This window comes from Flavobacterium sp. (assembly GCF_025352425.1).
GTDB lineage: Bacteria > Bacteroidota > Bacteroidia > Flavobacteriales > Flavobacteriaceae > Flavobacterium.
In genome coordinates this window covers 26,793-46,401 of the sequence record NZ_JANXTI010000003.1, presented here as the reverse complement: position 1 = coordinate 46,401, position 19,609 = coordinate 26,793, and the positions used below count along the sequence as shown (strand labels likewise).

The 19,609-nt window shown below is 35.3% G+C and carries 16 protein-coding genes and 1 pseudogene; 8 read left to right on the top strand and 9 right to left on the bottom strand.

What is annotated here, in order from left to right; genetic code table 11:
• Positions 1-1,199: YifB family Mg chelatase-like AAA ATPase (locus Q0Q99_RS00505; RefSeq protein WP_293889844.1), on the top strand; the 1,199-nt coding region annotated here is incomplete at its 5' end.
• Here Q0Q99_RS00505 and Q0Q99_RS00500 read toward each other — a convergent pair.
• The 7 genes and pseudogenes from Q0Q99_RS00500 to panB form a co-directional block, all read right to left on the bottom strand.
• Complete coding sequence (locus tag Q0Q99_RS00500) at positions 1,200-1,556, bottom strand: SET domain-containing protein-lysine N-methyltransferase (RefSeq protein ID WP_293889846.1); 357 nt, start codon at positions 1,554-1,556, stop codon at positions 1,200-1,202. It abuts the gene before it with no gap.
• A gap of 201 nt (positions 1,557-1,757) precedes the next feature.
• Positions 1,758-2,601 (bottom strand): annotated as a pseudogene (locus Q0Q99_RS00495) (neutral zinc metallopeptidase).
• Positions 2,602-2,611: 10 nt separating this feature from the next.
• Complete coding sequence (locus tag Q0Q99_RS00490) at positions 2,612-6,466, bottom strand: PAS domain S-box protein (protein ID WP_293889842.1); 3,855 nt, start codon at positions 6,464-6,466, stop codon at positions 2,612-2,614.
• 155 nt (positions 6,467-6,621) lie between these two features.
• The gene (locus Q0Q99_RS00485; RefSeq protein WP_293889840.1) at positions 6,622-7,953 is read right to left on the bottom strand and encodes an aldehyde dehydrogenase; all 1,332 of its coding nucleotides are present in this window, start codon (positions 7,951-7,953) and stop codon (positions 6,622-6,624) included.
• Between the two features lie 60 nt (positions 7,954-8,013).
• A complete protein-coding gene (locus Q0Q99_RS00480; protein ID WP_293889838.1) occupies positions 8,014-9,363 on the bottom strand; it encodes a hypothetical protein in 1,350 nt (449 codons plus the stop codon).
• A 62-nt stretch (positions 9,364-9,425) separates the two neighbouring features.
• Complete coding sequence (locus tag Q0Q99_RS00475) at positions 9,426-10,121, bottom strand: RluA family pseudouridine synthase (protein ID WP_293889836.1); 696 nt, start codon at positions 10,119-10,121, stop codon at positions 9,426-9,428.
• 53 nt (positions 10,122-10,174) lie between these two features.
• Positions 10,175-10,993: a 3-methyl-2-oxobutanoate hydroxymethyltransferase gene (gene panB, locus Q0Q99_RS00470; protein WP_293889834.1), complete on the bottom strand. Its 819-nt coding sequence runs from the start codon at positions 10,991-10,993 to the stop codon at positions 10,175-10,177.
• A gap of 136 nt (positions 10,994-11,129) precedes the next feature.
• Between panB and Q0Q99_RS00465 the strand changes: the two genes are divergently transcribed.
• From Q0Q99_RS00465 to Q0Q99_RS00445, 5 genes are all read left to right on the top strand, one after another.
• A complete protein-coding gene (locus Q0Q99_RS00465) occupies positions 11,130-12,293 on the top strand; it encodes a sigma-54 dependent transcriptional regulator (protein WP_293889832.1) in 1,164 nt (387 codons plus the stop codon).
• Complete coding sequence (locus tag Q0Q99_RS00460; RefSeq protein WP_293889830.1) at positions 12,293-12,910, top strand: DEAD/DEAH box helicase; 618 nt, start codon at positions 12,293-12,295, stop codon at positions 12,908-12,910. Before Q0Q99_RS00465 ends, Q0Q99_RS00460 begins: the two co-directional genes overlap by 1 nt.
• A gap of 37 nt (positions 12,911-12,947) precedes the next feature.
• Positions 12,948-13,163 carry a DUF2007 domain-containing protein gene (locus tag Q0Q99_RS00455; RefSeq protein ID WP_293889828.1) on the top strand — a complete coding sequence of 72 codons (216 nt, stop codon included), beginning with the start codon at positions 12,948-12,950 and terminating at the stop codon, positions 13,161-13,163.
• 6 nt (positions 13,164-13,169) lie between these two features.
• Positions 13,170-13,529 carry a hypothetical protein gene (locus Q0Q99_RS00450; RefSeq protein WP_293889826.1) on the top strand — a complete coding sequence of 120 codons (360 nt, stop codon included), beginning with the start codon at positions 13,170-13,172 and terminating at the stop codon, positions 13,527-13,529.
• Between the two features lie 116 nt (positions 13,530-13,645).
• Positions 13,646-15,280: an ABC-F family ATP-binding cassette domain-containing protein gene (locus Q0Q99_RS00445; protein WP_293889824.1), complete on the top strand. Its 1,635-nt coding sequence runs from the start codon at positions 13,646-13,648 to the stop codon at positions 15,278-15,280.
• Position 15,281: 1 nt separating this feature from the next.
• Here the strand turns inward: Q0Q99_RS00445 and Q0Q99_RS00440 are convergent, their stop codons facing one another.
• Entirely contained in the window at positions 15,282-16,100 is an 819-nt protein-coding gene (locus tag Q0Q99_RS00440) for a hypothetical protein (RefSeq protein WP_293889822.1), read from the bottom strand.
• A 27-nt stretch (positions 16,101-16,127) separates the two neighbouring features.
• Here Q0Q99_RS00440 and Q0Q99_RS00435 point away from each other — a divergent pair, with 27 nt between their 5' ends.
• Positions 16,128-17,003: a PPK2 family polyphosphate kinase gene (locus tag Q0Q99_RS00435; protein WP_293889820.1), complete on the top strand. Its 876-nt coding sequence runs from the start codon at positions 16,128-16,130 to the stop codon at positions 17,001-17,003.
• 48 nt (positions 17,004-17,051) lie between these two features.
• On the opposite strand, the gene Q0Q99_RS00430 is transcribed toward Q0Q99_RS00435, so the two are convergent.
• The gene (locus Q0Q99_RS00430) at positions 17,052-18,074 is read right to left on the bottom strand and encodes a T9SS type A sorting domain-containing protein (RefSeq protein ID WP_293889818.1); all 1,023 of its coding nucleotides are present in this window, start codon (positions 18,072-18,074) and stop codon (positions 17,052-17,054) included.
• Positions 18,075-18,175: 101 nt separating this feature from the next.
• Here Q0Q99_RS00430 and Q0Q99_RS00425 point away from each other — a divergent pair, with 101 nt between their 5' ends.
• On the top strand, positions 18,176-19,558 hold the full coding sequence (locus Q0Q99_RS00425) for an MATE family efflux transporter (RefSeq protein WP_293889816.1): 1,383 nt from the start codon (positions 18,176-18,178) through the stop codon (positions 19,556-19,558).
• Positions 19,559-19,609: the final 51 nt, after the last annotated feature.

Here is a 19,609-nt window from a genome sequence, read left to right as displayed (position 1 = left end):
GTTTGCAACCAATAAAAGGCGCACTTTCTATTGCTATTAAAGCCAAAGAAGAAGGTTTTAAAGGTTTTTTTCTTCCAATTCAAAATGTAAAAGAAGCTGCAATAGTTACCGGTTTAGAAGTTTACGGTGTGGAAAATGTGTTGCAGGTTATTGATTTTTTTGAAGGAAATGGCACTTTGGACCCTACAGTAATTGACACCAGAGAAGAGTTTAATAAAACACTGGATTTCATGGAATTTGATTTTTCGGATGTAAAAGGACAGGAAAGTATTAAACGCTGTATGGAAATTGCGGCGGCTGGCGGACATAATATCATCTTGATTGGCCCGCCAGGTTCAGGAAAGACGATGTTGGCGAAGCGTTTGCCAAGTATCTTGCCACCTATGACACTTCATGAAGCATTGGAAACCACTAAAATTCACAGCGTTGCAGGGAAAGTAAAAGATTCAGGATTGATGAATCAACGGCCATTTAGGAGTCCGCATCACACCGCGTCGAGCGTTTCTTTGGTTGGCGGCGGAAGTTATCCGCAACCGGGAGAAATTTCATTGGCACACAACGGTGTTTTGTTTTTGGATGAATTGCCTGAATTTAAAAGAGAAGTTTTGGAGGTAATGCGCCAACCTTTGGAAGACAGGGAAGTAACTATTTCGAGGGCAAAATTCACGATTACTTATCCATCATCGTTTATGTTAGTGGCAAGCATGAATCCAAGTCCGAGTGGTTATTTCAATGATACAGATTCTCCCGTAAGCTCGTCGCCGGCAGAAATGCAACGTTATTTGAGTAAAATTTCCGGGCCATTATTAGACAGGATTGACATTCATATTGAAGTTACGCCTGTTCCATTTGACAAACTCACTGAAACCAGAAAAGGCGAAAACAGCAACGAGATTAGAAAACGTGTCACATCAGCAAGAGAACTTCAGTCAAAGCGTTTTGCAGCCTTTGAAAACATACATTATAATGCCCAAATGAGTACGAAACAAATTCGGGAGTTTTGTCCTTTGGACGAAGCATCATTGCAACTTTTAAAAACCGCTATGGAACGTTTAAATCTGTCAGCGAGAGCTTTTGATCGAATCCTGAAAGTATCGAGAACGATTGCTGATTTAGAAAACACAACCATTGTAAATTCCAATCATATTGCGGAAGCAATTCAATATAGAAGTTTGGATAGGGATGGTTGGCTGGGTTAATTAGCGGTGCTTTTTCCAATACTTTTTGCCATAGCTGCAAAAAATTTCCTCGTAAGATTTGATGTTTTTTGTGGCAATAATGCAGACATTATTTTCATCGTCTAATGTAATTTTTGCATTGTTTTTGAATTGTGATTTTCCAAAAGCTTCCGCATCATTTGCATATTTTGCATAACAAGAAATATTCATTGAATCCATAATTGTTCCATCAATCATATTGATGAAATATTTGTCTAAATTTCTATCAACACGATTTTTTGTTTCAATCTCAGTTAAAATTTCTCCTTTAAAAATTGAAATAATTTCATCTCTATAGATTTTAATTGCCGAAAATAAACCTTTACCAGCATTGGGTATTTGGGAAGTTTCAATATAAAGATAATCTGCTTCCGATGCTTCTATTTTTAAAGGTGAATGTTGCAGTTTTAAAGTTTTACTGGTGGAGTACGAATATAAGTAAAACTATCTATTTTAGGAATTTTAATGAACCATTGTAAATTCAAATTACATTGGAAAGCATTAAATATAGAAGTTTAAATAGAGTTGGTTGGTGTTGGGTTAATTCAGCAACGCTGAAAAAGTATCGCCCTGTTTGATATCACCAGAGTTAAATCCTTTTTTAAACCAGTACATACGCTGCTCTGATGTTCCGTGGGTAAAAAGTATCCGGTTGTACTTGTCCGCTCACTTTACTTTGAATAGCGTCATCACCAACAGCATTGGCTGCACTCAACGCTTCTTCAATATCACCGGCTTCAAGGTATTTTTGATTGTAATGTGCCCAAACTCCGGCATAAAAATCAGCTTGTAATTCCAAACAAACGGATAATTTATTGGCTTCGGCTTCACTTTTTTCTGATTGCTGTTGGCGTACTTTATCAGAAGTACCAAGCAGTTTTTGAATGTGATGTCCTACTTCGTGCGCAATTACATAAGCAGTTGCAAAATCTCCACCTTCGGCGCCGAATCGTGATTTTAATTCTTTCATAAATTCCAAATCAACATATACTTTTTGATCACCGGGGCAATAAAACGGTCCGGAAGCCGATGTGGCGCCACCACAACCTGTTTCTACAGACTCAGAAAACAAAACCATTTTGGGATTTTCATATTGCATACCGTTTTCCTGAAATATTGTTCCCCACGTATCTTCTGTATATGCCAGCACTGTTTTTGCAAAATCCCCAATCTCTTTTTGTTCCGCAGTTAATGCTACGGGTTCTGCTGATTGTTGCGTTTGTTGATTTTGTATTGTATCCACAAATGGTGCGGCTTCTGGAAAAAAAGCCTTTATTAAAAAGAATACAACAGCAATGACGCCACCGCCTGCTGCTAATTTACCACCAGACATTCCTCTTCTGTCTTCTACGTTGTCACTTTGACGATTACCAATCCATTTCATAATAACAAATTTAGTTAATAGTTATCCATTTGCTTATAATTTTAACTAAAAAATCTTTATCGATTGGTTTTGGAATGTAATCATTCATTCCAAACTGTATGCATTTTTCTTTTTCGCCAAGAATAGTTCCGGCGGTTAAAGCAATTATAGGGACATTTTTAGCTTTTGGAATTTTTCTGATTTCAACAGTAGCATCATAGCCATTCATTACAGGCATTTGGATATCCATTAAAATCAAATCAGGAATAACGATTTGTATTTTTTCGAGTGATTCTTTTCCGTTTTCCAGTTCAAAAATTTGGGCATTGGGCAAAATCTGTTTCATTAAAGTTTTTGCCAAAAGCATGCTTATTTTATTGTCTTCCACTATAAAAACTATCTTTTCTTGGTTGGTGACAATCGTATCTACCGAAACAGTTTTTAAAATTACTTTTACATTTTTATCGGTTGTTTGTTGGTTTGAATAGTTAACTTCAAGTACAAAACTAAATTCACTTCCTTTTCCAAACTCACTTCCAAGTTCCAATTGGCTATTCATTAAAGTCAAAAGTTGGTTCGAAATAGTAAGTCCTAAACCAGTCCCACCAAATCGTTTGGTTGTTGATGTGTCTTCCTGAGAAAATGCTTCAAAAATTCGCAATTGGTTTTTCTTTTTTATTCCAATTCCGGTATCTTTTACCGAAAATTTCAATTTTATTGTGTTTTCACTTATAATCTCAAAAGCACAAACTGATATGTCAATTGTTCCTTCTTCTGTGAACTTTACCGCATTGCTTAACAGATTGATTAAGACTTGTTTTACTCTAATATAATCTATATCTATATATGTTGGAACGTTTTCCTCCATGATTAAATTAATCTTGAGGTTTTTTAGATTGGCTTCGTATTTTACTAAATCAACAACCTGTTTCATAATTTCGGACAGACTGACTTTTTCTATGTTGAGTTCTAATTTACCCGATTCTATTTTTGAGAAATCCAAAATATTATTGATAACTTCCATCAACGAGTTCGCTGATTGGTTGATGGTATCCATGTATTTTTTTTGGATTTCTTCTAAATTTGAGTTCATTAAAAGTTCGGTAAACCCAATGATACCGTTTAATGGCGTTCGGATTTCGTGACTCATATTTGCCAAAAATTCAGATTTTGCCTTGTTTGCAGCCTGTGCATAATTTTTTTCCTTTATGGCTTCTTCTGCCTCCATCCGTTTGGTAATATCAATGAAAATACCAACAATAAATTCTATTTTTCCATCTTTAAAAACGGGTTCTCCAAATTCTTCAACCCAAACATAGTGTCCGGCTTTATTTATTATTCTATAAACTAAATGAATTTTTTGCTTGCTTTTAAATAATTCGTCAACTTCGACTTTTACAATTTTTAAATCGTCAGGATGTACCAGATCAATGTAGAAAATTTTATTTTGAAGAAAATCATTTTTAGGGTAGCCTGTCAACTTTTCAATTTCATCGTTCAAGTATATTTTTGACCATCGCTCATCATATTCAGATAAGTGTACTGTTCCCGGAATATTATTGGCAAGAAGCCTGAATTTTTCTTCACTTTCTTTGATGATGGCTTCATTCAAATTGCGTTCTATAGCATAGGATATGTTGTTCGCCAAAGTTTGAAGTGTACTAATTTCGTCATTTGTCCATTCCCTTTCATTTTGAGTTACAATAAATCCAATCGTACCAAATAAATTTTTCTTGACAAAAACGGGTAACAATAGAATGGATTTTGTATCCAGCGATAGAAATAATTCTCTGGTAGATTCGTTTTTTATTTTTCTTACAGAAGAAAAATAGGGTTTGTTTTGCAACAAATTGTCAACAATGTCTTGAATTTGGGTGTAAGGAACTTCCAAAATCAATGGATTTAATTCTGTAAGGGATTTTGTTTCGCCAGACCATCGGTATTTTTGAATTAACGATTTGGTTTCAGGGCTGTTTTCAAAAAACGACAATTTGTCGACTTGTATAACATCACCAATGGTTCCTAAAATTCCGTGGAATATTTCATCCGTGTTTTTCGACATCAAAAACTTCTGGGTGTTTTTACTGATAACAGTCAAAATATCACTCTTATATGAAAGTTTTTTATCAGACTCTAAAAGCAACTGTGATTCTATTGCAATTGCAATCAAATCAGCAACCGACCTAGAAAAATTTATGTCTTCGCTCTCCCATTCTACTGGTTTTTCTATTTTTTCAAAGCATAGGACTCCAATAATTTTGCCGTTTATTACAAGCGGTGTATCTAATAATGATTTTATGTTATGTTTTGGAAAATAGTCATAACATAATTCCTGTGTAATAGTATTGTCATACACATTTGACGCAACAATTTGCATTCCGGTTTCTATGTTTGTAAAGTAGTTGGGATGGTTTGCTTTATCAATAAAAAAGCTTTTTTCATAACGATCACTTTCTAAATAATAAATGCTTTCGCACCGAATACCGTCTGGAAAAGATGCCCAGTAGCTCACCCGATCGATACTACAGTTTGTACTGGCTACTTTCAGAATGTTTTTTAGTATTCCGTTAAATGTATCTTTGTTAGAATAACTTTGAGAAGTTAATTTTTTTAATGTTTCGTTGTGTACCCTAACTTTTTTACTTCTGTTATAATGTTCTATTTCGAGATTTTTCACAAGGGTAACATCTCTTGCAATAGCCGAAAAACCTATGATTTCATCATTTTGGGTTTTCTTCATCGTTACTTTTTGGGAAACCCAAATAGTATCTCCGGATTTTTTAAGTAACGGAAAAACAAGGTCGGCGTATTGATTGCTTTCTTTTGGAATATCTTTATAGAAATCAACTACAAAGTCTAAATAGTCATTTCTGATAAATTTATAAAAAAGCTTATCTACAATTTCATCTTTAGAATAACCAAGGGTTTTTTCGGTAAATTGATTGATATAAGTGATATTACCATTTAAATCAATTTCATAAATCAAATCGGCGGCAGATTCGATTAGGCTTCTATACTGGTTTTCAATATTAATTTGTTCTGTCACATCCTGACCGATACCGATAACAATATCTTCGGAATACATTTTGTCTTTCCACTGAATGTGCTTGTAGTCTCCATTTTTACATTTTAATTTTCTGATGTACAATCTATCATCGACATAATCATTATGATAGGCTTCGCCAACAAATTCAGGATCTTCTGTTAAATTCCAAAAACCCATTCCCATAACTTCATCGGACGTATATCCTAAAATATACTTAATCGAATCACTACAAAAAGATACTTCTCCAACTCGGTTTGTGGTTATGATCAATGAATTTCCATTGTTTACTACGATGTTTGCAAAAAGGAATTTATTTTTTGTTTCAATTAGCGCCAAATGTCGGGCGGTGTGAATGGTAGTTGTTAATATAAAAGAACAAATAAGAATGATGGTATAATTGTGCGGAATAAGTTCAAAACCATACGAACTAATAAGAAGCATCAAGCAAGTTATCACGAACAGCCAATAATGTAAAATGTTCTTTAAGACAAAATAGGACAGGAAATAAATAATGATAAGGCTAACATAACAAATCAGTTCAAAATCCTTAAAAAATAGATAATATAGAACGAGTCCAAAATATCCGAAATAACATAATAAAAAAACTGCTTTAATATTTTTGGCAAAAAAAGATGTTCTGGTGCAAAGCAGGTAAAAAGTTATTAACGCTATTCCAATTGAAATATTGGGAACCAGGAAACTTGTTGCGCGCACCTTAAAAATCTCAAGGATAGATTCGACCAGGGGAATGGTAATTCCAAAAAAGAGAAGGTATAATTCATATTGTTGTTCTTTTGGCTCAAACTCGGAATGATTTCGCAGATTTAATTTCTTTTTCAAAGACTTACTTGTTGCGAAATAGGCACCGTAGAGTAACAATAGCAAAATGGCTATGATTATTAAATTATTTGTATTAGAGAAAGTAAAAAAATTGTTCAACGTACTTCAGATTTATGGGGTTCTTTTGTTTTTGACATTCTCAAAAATAAATAAATTTAGTTCAGCCATTTTAATATTTTCTTTAAATTATTTAATTTTCCTTTATAAGGAGCATACCTAATCGGGATATCCAACCAATTGCCTTTTTTTATAATGCCTTTCTGATGTGTGAAAGTGTCAAAACTTAATTTGCCGTGATATGCGCCAAGGCCACTATGACCAACGCCACCAAAAGGTAATTTTTTGTTGGAAAAATAAACTAAAGTATCATTGATACAACCACCCCCAAAAGAATAATTCAAGATTATTCTTTTGGCGAAAGCTTTGTTATTACTAAAAACATAAAGTGACAATGGTTTTTCGTATCTTGAAATAACGGAAGCTATATCCGCTTCACTTTCGAAGGATAAAACAGGAAGGATTGGTCCAAATATTTCCGCTGCCATTACAAGGCTATCCAAGCTCGGTTCTTCCATCAGAGTAGGAGCCAGATAAAAATCCTGACTATTGGTTTTTCCGCCAGCAATGAGGGTTTCCTTTTCTAACATTGCTGTTAGCCGGCTGTGATTTTTTTCGTTTATGATTCGAGAATAATCAGGAGAAGTTTCTGGATTTTCGCCGTACGCATCGGTAATTTCTTTTTTTAATAATTCGATGAAAGTTGCTTTTATTTTACCAGAAACTAATAAATAATCGGGCGCAATACACGTTTGTCCCGCATTGAGAAATTTACCCCAAACAATTCTTTTGGCTGCCAACTTTAGATTAGCCGTTTCATCCACAATGCATGGATTTTTTCCGCCAAGTTCCAATGTTACCGGCGTTAAATTTTCTGCAGCAGCTTTAGCCACTATTTTGCCAACAGCAACACTACCGGTAAAGAAAATATAATCCCAACGTTGTGCTAATAATTGCTGGGTAATTTCAACACCACCTTCAACACATTTTACATGATTTTCATCAAAAGTTTCGCTTATTATTTTGGCAACAATTCCAGAGGTGTTTGGTGTTAATTCAGAAGGTTTAACTACAACCTCATTTCCCGCTGCAACAGCTGCTATTAATGGACATAATGCCAATTGATACGGGTAATTCCACGGGGCAATAATCAATACTTTGCCATATGGTTCTTTATAGATATAATCGGTTGAAGGAAAATTTAAAAGAGAAGGCAAAACCAGTTGCGGTTTTGCCCATTTGTGTATATTTTTAATCGTATGATTTAGTTCTGAAACGATATATGCAGTTTCACTTAAAACCGCTTCAAATTCTGGCTTTTTGAAATCATCAAAGAGTGCTTTTATAACTTCCTTTTCATATAACTGAACACAATTCAGCAACTTTATCAGTGATTGTTTTCGGTAACTTATATCGGACTTAAAATTCATAACTCAACCAAATTGGTTCAGCAAGTTACGTTTTTAACCATTACCATTTAACTTTATTATTTATAAAAAAGCATAGCGATATCCGGTGTAAATGTCTGCTTGTTTACCATCTGCCAATGAAGTGAAAATTGAACTGGAGCCAAGGTAAAATCCAGCCAATCTAAAGCCAACACCAACATTTGTCCCTGAAATATCATCATGGGAAAGTGGAAGATAGGTTTCAAAGAATCCTAAATTAACCCTTGGTGTTACCGAAAAAATATTTCGGGCAGTAATTTGTCCGTTAGTGTCATCTTTTTTCATCCGTTGCTGTAAATATCCTGTCACATATACTTTTGGCACAATTTTAAAATCAGCATACAATGATAGCAGTGTTGGTAAATTTACTTTAAAATCTTTTTCACCCGATGTCTCCGTAAGATAACCACTGTCTAATAAAATTTGTTCTACTTCTCTCAAATTATTAACATTTTGAAACTGATTTAAATTTAAACCCGGATTTGAAAGCGTGCCTTGAGGTATACTTAACAGATAAGATGTTGAAGCATTATTATCATTTTTAAAAGTCATACTTCCTAGGTTTCTAATGGCGAGCCCGGCTTTGATTTTATACTTTGTTTTTTCATCTTTCCATTGATAAGTTACACCAATATCAGTAGCAACTCCGTGTAAGCCACCAAAAATAGATTTAGTATAATCATTAAAATTGGTAAAGCTGTTGGCTAAATTTCCGGAATAGGCAATGTTTAAATTCGCTGTTGTACTGTGAAGATATCCATCTCCAGTTGCGGTTGTAGTGATTGTTCCGTTAAATTTATCCGCACCAAAATTAGAATACGAACCAGGAAACAAGAATTTGAAAGTAACACCGGCACTTAGACTGTGTTCGCTGTTATCGAAAAGTTCTCTCGCTGCCGAAAGCCCAACTTCTCCCCACGCCGTCCCACTCATACGTTGGTTGTAATTATTGCTAATTTGGGTATTACCGATAAGCGCCAAACCACTGTTGGTAATAGCATCTCCTAAATGTGTATCAACATCAACAACGTCAAATTTAACATTAGCTTTTGTGGTAATTCCAAATCCCCATTTCATCCATTTCATGGCAAAACTTGGCCCTAAAATAGTACCATCAAAACGCATATTTACAGGTTCACTTCCTTTAAAAATCAATTCTTCAAAATTGGAACCCGAAACCAAATCGCTAAACCCAATTTTATTATTGGCAACGTCAAAGCTTAAACCCGAAACATTGATTTCGAATTTTTTTGAAAGGTTTGAAAATTCGGCTGGATTAATAATACCATTTAAAATCCCGACACGATTGGAAGTGCTAATTCCGGAAAAATGGTCTTGCGCAAATGCACTAAAACCAACCAGCAAACTAAAGGTTAAAACAATTTTTTTCATAGTAGTAATAGTTATTTGGGTTAGATTATACTATATATAAACGTAAAAATACACTTTTTAGATTATATCAAACTCCAAATTGCATCTTTTGGAGTTTGGCCGATGATTTCTATAAGTTCTTTTGAAACGGGATGAATGAATACCAATTTTCTTGCATGAAGATGAATGCCTCCGTCAGGGTTGCTACGATCGAAGCCATATTTCAAATCGCCTTTGATTGGACAACCAATAGCAGCCAATTGTGCTCTTATCTGATGATGTCTTCCTGTATGAAGATTGATTTCAAGCGCAAAATAATTGTCCAGTGTTTTGATGATTTTATATTCCAGACTGGCTTTTTTGCTTTCGGGAACTTCTTTTATATGTGCTTTGGAAGTATTGTTTTTCTCGTTTCTTTTCAGATGATGAACTAAAGTGTCGTTGTCTTTTTCAGGACGATTTTTAACAATTGCCCAATAGGTTTTTTGTGTTTCCCGATTGCTAAACATTTCATTTAATCGGGTCAATGCTTTAGAGGTTCTGGCAAAAACTACGATTCCGGTTGTTGGTCTGTCCAATCGGTGAACCACGCCCAGAAAAACTTCTCCGGGCTTGTTGTATTTTTCCTTTATAAATTCTTTTACAATTTCGGATAACGGTTTGTCTCCCGTTTTATCGCCCTGAACAATATCACCGACGCGTTTGTTTACGACTATAATGTGGTTGTCCTCATGAAGAATTTGGAGATTTTCCTTTGTAGAAACTATTTTTTCTGCCAATTTATTTAAGTCTATTATTTATCATTTGCCTTTAGCTTTCTTTCAAAAGCAGACTAATATTGTTCATTCTTATTTGGGAAATCTTTCGATTTAACATCAGCTACATAATTTCCGATAGCTTTTGTCATTTGTTCGTATAAATCCAAGTAACGGCGTAAAAATCTGGGACTGAATTCGTTATTCATTCCAAGCATGTCGTGAATTACTAATACTTGTCCGTCAACACCGCCGCCGGCACCAATTCCGATTACAGGAATAGAAATTGTTTTGGCAACTTTCTCTGCCAATGAAGCTGGAATTTTTTCCAAAACCAAAGCAAAACATCCCAGCTTTTCCAACAATTGAGCATCTTCCAGCAATTGTTCTGCTTCTGCTTCTTCTTTGGCTCTAACAGTATAAGTTCCAAATTTATATATAGATTGTGGTGTTAAACCCAAATGTCCCATAACTGGAATTCCCGCATTCAAAATACGTTTGATACTTTCTTTAATTTCGCTTCCACCTTCCATTTTTACTGCGTGTCCACCACTTTCTTTCATAATTCTGATAGCAGAACGCAAGGCTTCCTTTGGATCCGATTGGTAACTTCCGAAAGGCAAATCAACCACAACTAAAGCTCTTTCAATAGCACGAACAACACCCGAAGCATGATAAATCATCTGGTCTAAAGTAATAGGCAAAGTTGTTTCGTGGCCCGCCATGACATTACTGGCAGAATCCCCAACCAAAATCACATCAACACCTGCACTATCAACAATTTTTGCCATGGTAAAATCATATGCGGTAAGCATTGATATTTTTTCGCCATTGGCTTTCATGTCAAATAATGATTTTGTGGTAATTCTTTTGTAATCTTTTTTTGCAGTTGACATAGTTGTTGGTTTTGAAATACAAAAGTATTAAATCTATTTGGATGTTAATTATTTTTAGTTTGATTTGAATTTGAAACTAAATTTATTGAAATAACGCATTACATGATTAACTTTGCAATCTTATAAAATCATCGAAATGCCCAAAATTTTAATCATTGAAGACGAAGTTTCTATCCGAAGGGTATTGACCAAAATACTTTTAGAGGAAAGCGACACATATATAGTTGAAGAAGCTGAAGACGGGAAAATCGGTTTTGAAAAAATCAAGAACGAAGATTTCGATTTGGTACTTTGCGACATCAAAATGCCAAAAATGAACGGTGAAGAATTACTTGATGCTGTTAAGAAAATCAAGCCCGAAATTCCGGTAGTGATGATTTCCGGCCACGGAGATTTGGAAACTGCTGTGAATACAATGCGTCTTGGAGCGTTTGATTATATTTCCAAACCACCTGATTTAAATAGACTATTGAATACCGTCCGCAATGCTTTGGACAGGAAACAATTGGTAGTGGAAAATAAAATCCTAAAGAAAAAAGTTTCCAGAAACTACGAAATCATTGGTGAAAGTGAAGCTATCAATCAAATCAAACTGATGATTGAAAAAGTAGCTTTGACAGATGCCCGCGTTTTAATTACGGGACCAAACGGTACCGGGAAAGAATTAGTGGCGCATCAATTACACGAAAAAAGCGAAAGAGCAGAAGCTCCAATGATTGAAGTGAATTGTGCTGCTATTCCATCTGAATTGATAGAAAGCGAATTGTTCGGACACGTGAAAGGGGCGTTTACTTCTGCTGTGAAAGATAGAGCCGGGAAATTTGAAGCTGCAGATGGCGGAACAATTTTTCTGGACGAAATTGGAGATATGAGCCTTTCGGCGCAAGCCAAAGTATTACGTGCGTTGCAGGAAAGTTTAATTCAAAGAGTTGGTGCCGACAGAGACATAAAAATAAATGTACGAGTAGTAGCTGCAACCAATAAGGATTTGAAAAAAGAAATCGCCGAAGGAAGATTCAGAGAAGATTTGTACCACCGGTTAGCCGTAATTTTAATTAAAGTTCCATCGTTGAATGACAGGCGCGATGATATTCCGTTATTGATTGAGCATTTTACCTCAAAAATAGCAGAAGAACAAGGAAACATCACCAAATCATTCTCTGAGCAAGCCATTTCATTATTGCAGGAATACGATTGGACAGGAAATATTCGTGAACTTCGAAATGTAGTGGAGCGTCTGATAATTCTTGGTGGAAGCGAAATCTCGGAAACTGATGTAAAATTATTTGCAAGTAAATAATGAACCTAAAAAAAATAAACCCAAACCTTCAGAAAGCGCTCATTGAAAACGGTTTGTCCGAAGCCAATGAAATGCAACAGGAAACATTTTCCACCATCAAAAGTGGCGCAGATGCTGTGATTCAGTCCGCTGGCGGAACAGGAAAAACAACGACAATAGTTTTAAATGTAATACAAAAATTAGAAAAAACTTTGGACGAAATTACCAGAGCTTTAATCATTGTTGAAAACAAGGAAAAAGTATTGGAAATGGAAGAACTATTTTTAAAGTACGGAGCTTATACCGACTTGAGCATTTTGGGAGTTCATGATAAAGGCGATATTGATTATGATAAAAATGTTGTTTCGATGGGATTGGATATTTTAATTGGAACACCCAATAAAATCAACGCCATGTTTTCATCCGCAGGGTTTAACAGCAATACAATTAAATTGATGATTGTTGATGACGCCGATGTATTATTCAGAAGCCGAATGGATGCTGTTGTTCTTCGTCTGTCAAACAGTATTGAAAAAACACAGCGCTTGTTCTTTTGCTCACAAATAACCGAAAGGGTAGAATCGCTGGCTGATAAAATAATGATTGAACCCGTTTTCTTCGAAATGGAAGGGGAATAGATTCGTAATTCGTAATTTTTAATTCATAATTAAAACAATGGGCTTAATAAAAATATTTTCAGGAGAAGAAATGCTGGCCATTGGCTTAAAGGAAAAACTGGAAGATGCTGCTGTAAAGGTTGTCATCCGAAATAACAATCAGGCGAATGTGCTGCCTAGCATTCAAACGGCAAAGGCGGTCGAATTATTTATTCAGGAAATCGATTTTGGTAAAGCAAATCCTGTTATTGAGGAGTTTCGCTTAAGTATTTAAGCCCAGATGAAAGCCTTCAGAATCCAGAATGACAGTTTGGGAAATTCCTACTTCGAAGAAGGGTATCTACCCGAATATTTAAGTATAAAAAGCGAGCGCTTTATTATCCAGACGAAAATTGAAGAATATCAAAAGCATCAACATCCTGCGCCACGTGTGCAATATGTCGTAACGGTTAGAGGAAAACTCAGGTTTACCACTTCAGACGGAAAACAATTTATTATCGAGCCGGGAATAATCCTGATAGCAAAAGATATTGTTGGGGAAGGACATTCGTGGGAAATTATTGAAGGCGATGAATGGCACCGAATTTATATCGTGCCAGATCAAAATAGTAATGATGAGTTTTTGATTCTCAATGGTTAACCTCTATTTTTAATCCCGAACAACACCTCAAATTGACCATACTACCAGCCAAATTGATGGAAGATAATTGACACGTCTTTAAATTAAACTATCTTTGCCGCTTCAAAAAATGCTATATGATTACTGTTAATGACATAGCCGTTGAATTTGGCGGCACAACACTATTTAGCGAGGTAACTTTCGCCATCAATGAAACTGATAAGATTGCCCTTATGGGTAAAAACGGCGCCGGAAAATCGACACTGCTAAAGATTGTAGCCGGAGAAAACAAGCCGTCGCGTGGTTCAATTTCTGCGCCAAAGGAAGCCGTGATTGCTTATTTGCCACAGCATTTATTGGCTGCCGACAATTGTACGGTAATGGAAGAAGCTTCAAAAGCCTTTGCTGAGGTTTTCAAAATGAAAGATGAAATTGATGAAATTAATGAGCAGTTGACCATTCGCACCGATTATGAAAGCAATGCGTATATGAAGCTCATTGAGCGTGTATCGGAGCTGAGTGAGAAATACTATTCGATTGAAGAAGTGAATTATGAAGCCGAAGTAGAGAAGGTGTTGAAAGGATTAGGATTTGAAAGAGAAGATTTTAATCGTCCAACTTCTGAGTTTTCCGGAGGCTGGAGAATGCGTATCGAATTGGCCAAAATTCTTTTAAAACAACCCGATTTAATTTTGCTCGATGAGCCTACGAATCACCTGGATATGGATAGTATTCAGTGGTTGGAGGATTTTCTCATCAATCAGGCGAAAGCCGTAATGGTAATCTCCCACGACCGTACGTTTGTTGATAATATTACCAATCGTACGATAGAAGTAACGATGGGAAGAATCTACGATTACAAAGCAAAATATTCGCATTACCTGGAGTTGAGAAAAGACAGAAGGGTTCACCAGCAAAAAGCCTATGACGAGCAACAGAAATTTATTGCGGATAATCAAACTTTTATCGATCGTTTCCGTGGTACCTTTTCAAAAACAGATGCCGTTCAATCACGAGTTAGAATGTTGGAAAAGATTGTTCCGATTGAAGTGGACGAAATTGATACTTCGGCACTTAAACTAAAATTTCCGCCATCAGTCCGCTCAGGACAATACCCTGTCATTGTTCGTGATTTGCAGAAATCCTATGGCGATCATTTGATTTTTAAGGATGCAAATATGGTTATTGAACGTGGTCAGAAAGTTGCTTTCGTGGGGAAAAACGGTGAAGGAAAATCAACAATGATTAAAGCCATCATGAAGGAAATAGGAATCGATAGTGGAAATGTTGAGGTAGGACACAATTCCCAGATTGGTTACTTTGCACAAAATCAGGCATCATTACTAGATGAAAACGCAACCATTTTTGAAACGATTGATAATATTGCCGTTGGTGATGTTCGAACGCAAATCAAGAATATTTTAGGTGCTTTTATGTTCCATGGCGATGATATTCAGAAGAAAGTAAAAGTGCTTTCAGGTGGAGAGAAAACGCGTCTTGCCATGATAAAGTTATTACTGGAACCGGTTAATCTATTGATACTGGATGAGCCGTCCAATCATTTGGACATGAAGACAAAAGATATTATTAAAGAGGCTTTGAAAGATTTTGACGGAACCTTAATTTTGGTTTCGCACGACAGGGATTTCCTTGACGGATTGGCAACCAAGGTATTCGAATTTGGAAACAAACGCGTTAAGGAACATTTTGAAGACCTCAAAGGTTTCCTTGAACATAAAAAGATGGAAAGCTTAAAGGAAATTGAAAAGTAATTTACAACGCAACAATAAGTTTATAAATAGTTGATGACAATTCTTCGGTGTCATTATCCTCGCAAAGCAGCAATTCAATTAGGGTTGCTGTTTTTTTATACAATGCCAATCCTTCAAACTTTTGTTTGTCAGTGATTTGAATTGCACTTTTAAGTTCCATTGTTTTCAAATCGATGGTTCCAATAATGCTTCCCGTAATTTCGCCGTCGTTGTAGGTTGACGTTGTATTTTCGGCTGCAGCCAAAAAGTAAATGGTTTCATCGATCAAAATTGCATCGGTAAAAGTACATTCGATGCCATTAATCTGTGGAAGTGCAATTATTTTAAATTGAACAGTTTTACTTTTTCTGTTATAACAAAAAATACCATTTGGCGTATTCGAGCTATTTCCGCGTTGAAAGAAATAGATTGTTTCATCTGTAATAATTACGCCTTCAATATTCAGATCATTGTCGGCAATCGAAATCGATTCAATAAGTCTTTTGTAAATTTTGGATAAATCTTTTTCCTTTATTTCGTTGTTTAACAGATTAAAGGAAACTCTTGTATTTCTTTTTTTGGTTGAACCGGAACCAAATATATAAAGTTTATTATCGAATAATGTTATGGCTTCAAAATCGGGTTTGTCCTTTTTAGCAAGAATTTCCAAACGGTTTTCAAAAAGCTTTATCTTTTCGTATGCTTTTTTAGTAAGGTTATAATGATAAAGTAATGTGCTATTATCTGAAATGATAAACAGTGAATTGTTTTGGCAGACGATACCCGATGCAGCGCCAATTCCATCGATTTCCAGGAATGGTATAAGTTGAAATTTTTCCATAGTTTTACAAATATAAATACTTACGTTATGAAAAGCATAAATCCTGATGATTTTAGAGTGTCAGATAAAATTAAATTGTCAAAAATACCAACTGAATTAAACATTGATGCCGATGATGATGAAAAAGAAGAAATGCTGGAAAAGGTTCAAAAGAAACTGAGTAAGTTACAAGATGTAATGTATGCACACAATCGCTATAGTGTTTTGATTTGCCTGCAGGGAATGGACACGAGTGGGAAAGACAGCCTGATTCGAGAAGTTTTCAAGGAATTCAATTCACGTGGCGTAGTGGTTCATAGTTTTAAGACGCCAAATTCAGCCGAGCTCGAACACGATTACTTATGGCGTCATTATTTAGCGTTGCCCGAAAAAGGAAAGTTTACCGTTTTTAACAGAACGCATTACGAGAACGTTTTGGTAACGCGGGTTCATCCCGAATATATTATGTTTGAGAATATCCCGGGGATTGAAAAAGTGGAAGATATCACACCAAATTTCTGGGAAAACCGAATGGCGCAAATCAATAATTTTGAAAAGCATATTTCTCAAAATGGAACCGTTGTTTTAAAGTTTTTCTTGCATATGAGCAAGGAAGAGCAGCGCAAGCGATTGTTAAAACGATTGGAAAGCGGCGAGGATAACTGGAAGTTTTCTATCGGTGATTTAAAGGAGCGTGAATGTTGGGATGATTACATAAAGTATTATGAAGAGGCGATCAATAATACCTCTAAAGAAAATGCGCCTTGGTTTGTAATTCCGGCCGACGACAAAGAAATGACACGTTATATTGTAGCCAAAATAATTTGGGAAGAAATGCAGAAACTGACAGATATTAAAGAACCTGAATTAGACCCAAAAGTGAAAGCCAATATTGATTTGTATAAAGAGCAATTAAGTAAATAATAAAAAAGGCACTAATTTTTCAGTGCCTTTTTATAAAGTATTATTAGACTATTTTACAATTATTTTTTGAGTGAATCGTTGATTGCTGCTACTAGTTATTTTAACAATATAAACACCAGAGTTATGAATAGGATTGATAGTAACATCATTAATGTTTTCTGCTAAAGATATTGTTTTGCTCTCAATTTTTCTACCTTGAATATCATAGATGCTCAATAAAGCATTTTCTAATGTAATACCAGATTTAATATTTAAAACACCATTGCTAATTTCACTAGTTGAAACAACAAAATTAGTTTTTTCAAAAGTCTCATTTGCTAATGTTGGAAAAATTAATCCTGTCCAAGAACCGGATACACTTATTAAGCCAACTCTACCAGTTGGTAGACCAAGAGAAGCATTTTGTCTTATACACATTCTGTCAATACTTCCTATTGCATCTGTACCAGTTATAGTTGCCATATCTGGAGTAGCAGGCTCTCCAAGACTTAATACAGGGTCAACATATAGCCTAACGGCATCATCAGTTGTTCCAGCTGCTCTTGTGTATTTTAATATTATTAAATGATTTGTATTATAACTAATAGCTTGAGAAAAATAAAAAACAGAACCACTCGCCTTGCTAATTCCTACATAAAATCCACCACCAAAAGATTGTAAAGTAATTCTAAAAGCAACATTAGAATTGCTTCCACTCATAACTCTGAAAAAATCTGTTGGAGATGTGCTAACTGCATTTGAAATGTTTAGTACCATTCCAACATACAAATTTGTTGAGTTTGATGCTGTAAAAGCAGTGCCACATCCATCCTTGTCAGGTGAAATTTGAATTGAATTTGGAGAAGAACCATATTGATTGTAACTTATTGCGGTTGATAAGACTTGAGCATTTGTACAAATTGCACCTGTACAATTTCCTAAACCACCTGGATTAGAAGAATTATTTGTCCAAGTTCCTTGGCCACTCAATTGAGTTCCTGTAGTGTAAGTATTAAAATAATCTCTAAAAATATTTTGAGATTGTGAAAAACCGAAAAAGAATAAAGAAATTATTAGTAGTACTTTTTTCATGACCTTTTTTTGCAAAGATAACGTAATTTTAAAATAAATATATTCAATTCATTATAGATAATTTTAAACTCATTATTTTTGCACACTTAAAAAAAATCACCGTGAATTTATCTTTATACACCAAAGAGTTCTCGTATAACTTACGATTGGCATATCCCGTAATCATTGGAATGCTTGGCCATACTTTAATAGGTATTGTAGATAATATCATGGTCGGGAAATTGGGAAGCACCGAGTTGGCCGCCGTTTCTTTGGGTAACAGTATGATTTTTGTTGCGATGTCACTAGGCATTGGATTTTCAACGGCGATAACGACAATTGTTGCCGAAGCTGTTGCTGAAAAAGATACTTCAAAAATCCGTTCTGCTTTTCATCACGGATTGTTTTTGTGTGTTATTCTAGGCTTTTCCCTTTTTGGATTAGTGGTTTTGGCAAAGCCAATAATGGAATTATTACACCAACCCAAGGAAGTAATTGCACTCGCCAAACCTTTTGTTGACTGGGTTGCTTTTTCGTTGGTTCCACTTATCATTTATCAGGGATACAAACAGTTTGCTGATGGTTTGTCAATGACTAAAGTATCAATGTATGCGATTGTCATGGCAAATATTTTACACGTAATCATTAATTATTGTTTGATTTATGGCGTTTGGATTTTTCCAAAAATGGGAATACTTGGCGCTGCATTGGGAACGGTGATTTCAAGGATTGCAATGGTAGTTTTTATGCATATCATTTTATCAAGAAAAAAACAACTCAAACAGTATTTCCACGATTTTAGTTTTGATGAAATCAAGAAAGGAATGATTAAAAAAATTGTCAACCTTGGCTTTCCATCAGCCATGCAGATGCTATTTGAAGTGGTGTTGTTCACAGCCGGAATCTGGCTTTGCGGCAATATTGGAAAAACAAGTCAGGCAGCCAATCAAATAGCATTAAGTCTGGCATCAATGACCTTTATGGTTGCTATGGGTTTGAGCGTGGTTTCTATGATTAGGATTAGTAATCAAAAAGGATTAAACGATTATAGACAACTGATTATCGTCGCACGCTCGATATTTTTATTGGCAATACTTATTGAAATTCTATTTGCCATAATGTTTGTTTCGTTGCATCAAATTTTGCCGTATTTGTTTCTGAATATGGAAAACCAATCCCAATTGTTAGACAATCAGGAGGTAATTGCTATTTCGGCGAAATTGCTTTTGATTGCGGCTTTTTTTCAGATTTCTGACGGAATTCAGGTCGTTGTTCTGGGCGCTTTACGAGGCTTGCAGGATGTGAAGATTCCAATGTATATTACTTTTGTAGCGTATTGGATTATTGGGTTTCCCATTTCATTTTATCTTGGAGAATATACTTCGTTAAAAGCTGTAGGTGTCTGGATTGGATTATTGGCAGGCTTGACCGCTGCAGCAGTTTTTCTGTTCATCCGATTTCATTACCTGACTAAAAAATTGTTTTCAGAAAATACTTCCCAATAATTTGTAACTTCCAATTGCCTGTTGCGTATAATCACCGTATAATTTAAAAAC

What these genes read in the sequence shown, in the direction of transcription:
- Q0Q99_RS00485 (WP_293889840.1), bottom strand. Translation starts at nt 7,953, where the DNA reads ATGAATTTTAAGTCCGATATAAGTTACCGAAAACAATCACTGATAAAG.
- Q0Q99_RS00480 (WP_293889838.1), bottom strand. Translation starts at nt 9,363, where the DNA reads ATGAAAAAAATTGTTTTAACCTTTAGTTTGCTGGTTGGTTTTAGTGCA.
- panB (WP_293889834.1), bottom strand. Translation starts at nt 10,993, where the DNA reads ATGTCAACTGCAAAAAAAGATTACAAAAGAATTACCACAAAATCATTA.
- Q0Q99_RS00465 (WP_293889832.1), top strand. Translation starts at nt 11,130, where the DNA reads ATGCCCAAAATTTTAATCATTGAAGACGAAGTTTCTATCCGAAGGGTA.
- Q0Q99_RS00460 (WP_293889830.1), top strand. Translation starts at nt 12,293, where the DNA reads ATGAACCTAAAAAAAATAAACCCAAACCTTCAGAAAGCGCTCATTGAA.
- Q0Q99_RS00455 (WP_293889828.1), top strand. Translation starts at nt 12,948, where the DNA reads ATGGGCTTAATAAAAATATTTTCAGGAGAAGAAATGCTGGCCATTGGC.
- Q0Q99_RS00450 (WP_293889826.1), top strand. Translation starts at nt 13,170, where the DNA reads ATGAAAGCCTTCAGAATCCAGAATGACAGTTTGGGAAATTCCTACTTC.
- Q0Q99_RS00445 (WP_293889824.1), top strand. Translation starts at nt 13,646, where the DNA reads ATGATTACTGTTAATGACATAGCCGTTGAATTTGGCGGCACAACACTA.
- Q0Q99_RS00440 (WP_293889822.1), bottom strand. Translation starts at nt 16,100, where the DNA reads ATGGAAAAATTTCAACTTATACCATTCCTGGAAATCGATGGAATTGGC.
- Q0Q99_RS00435 (WP_293889820.1), top strand. Translation starts at nt 16,128, where the DNA reads ATGAAAAGCATAAATCCTGATGATTTTAGAGTGTCAGATAAAATTAAA.
- Q0Q99_RS00430 (WP_293889818.1), bottom strand. Translation starts at nt 18,074, where the DNA reads ATGAAAAAAGTACTACTAATAATTTCTTTATTCTTTTTCGGTTTTTCA.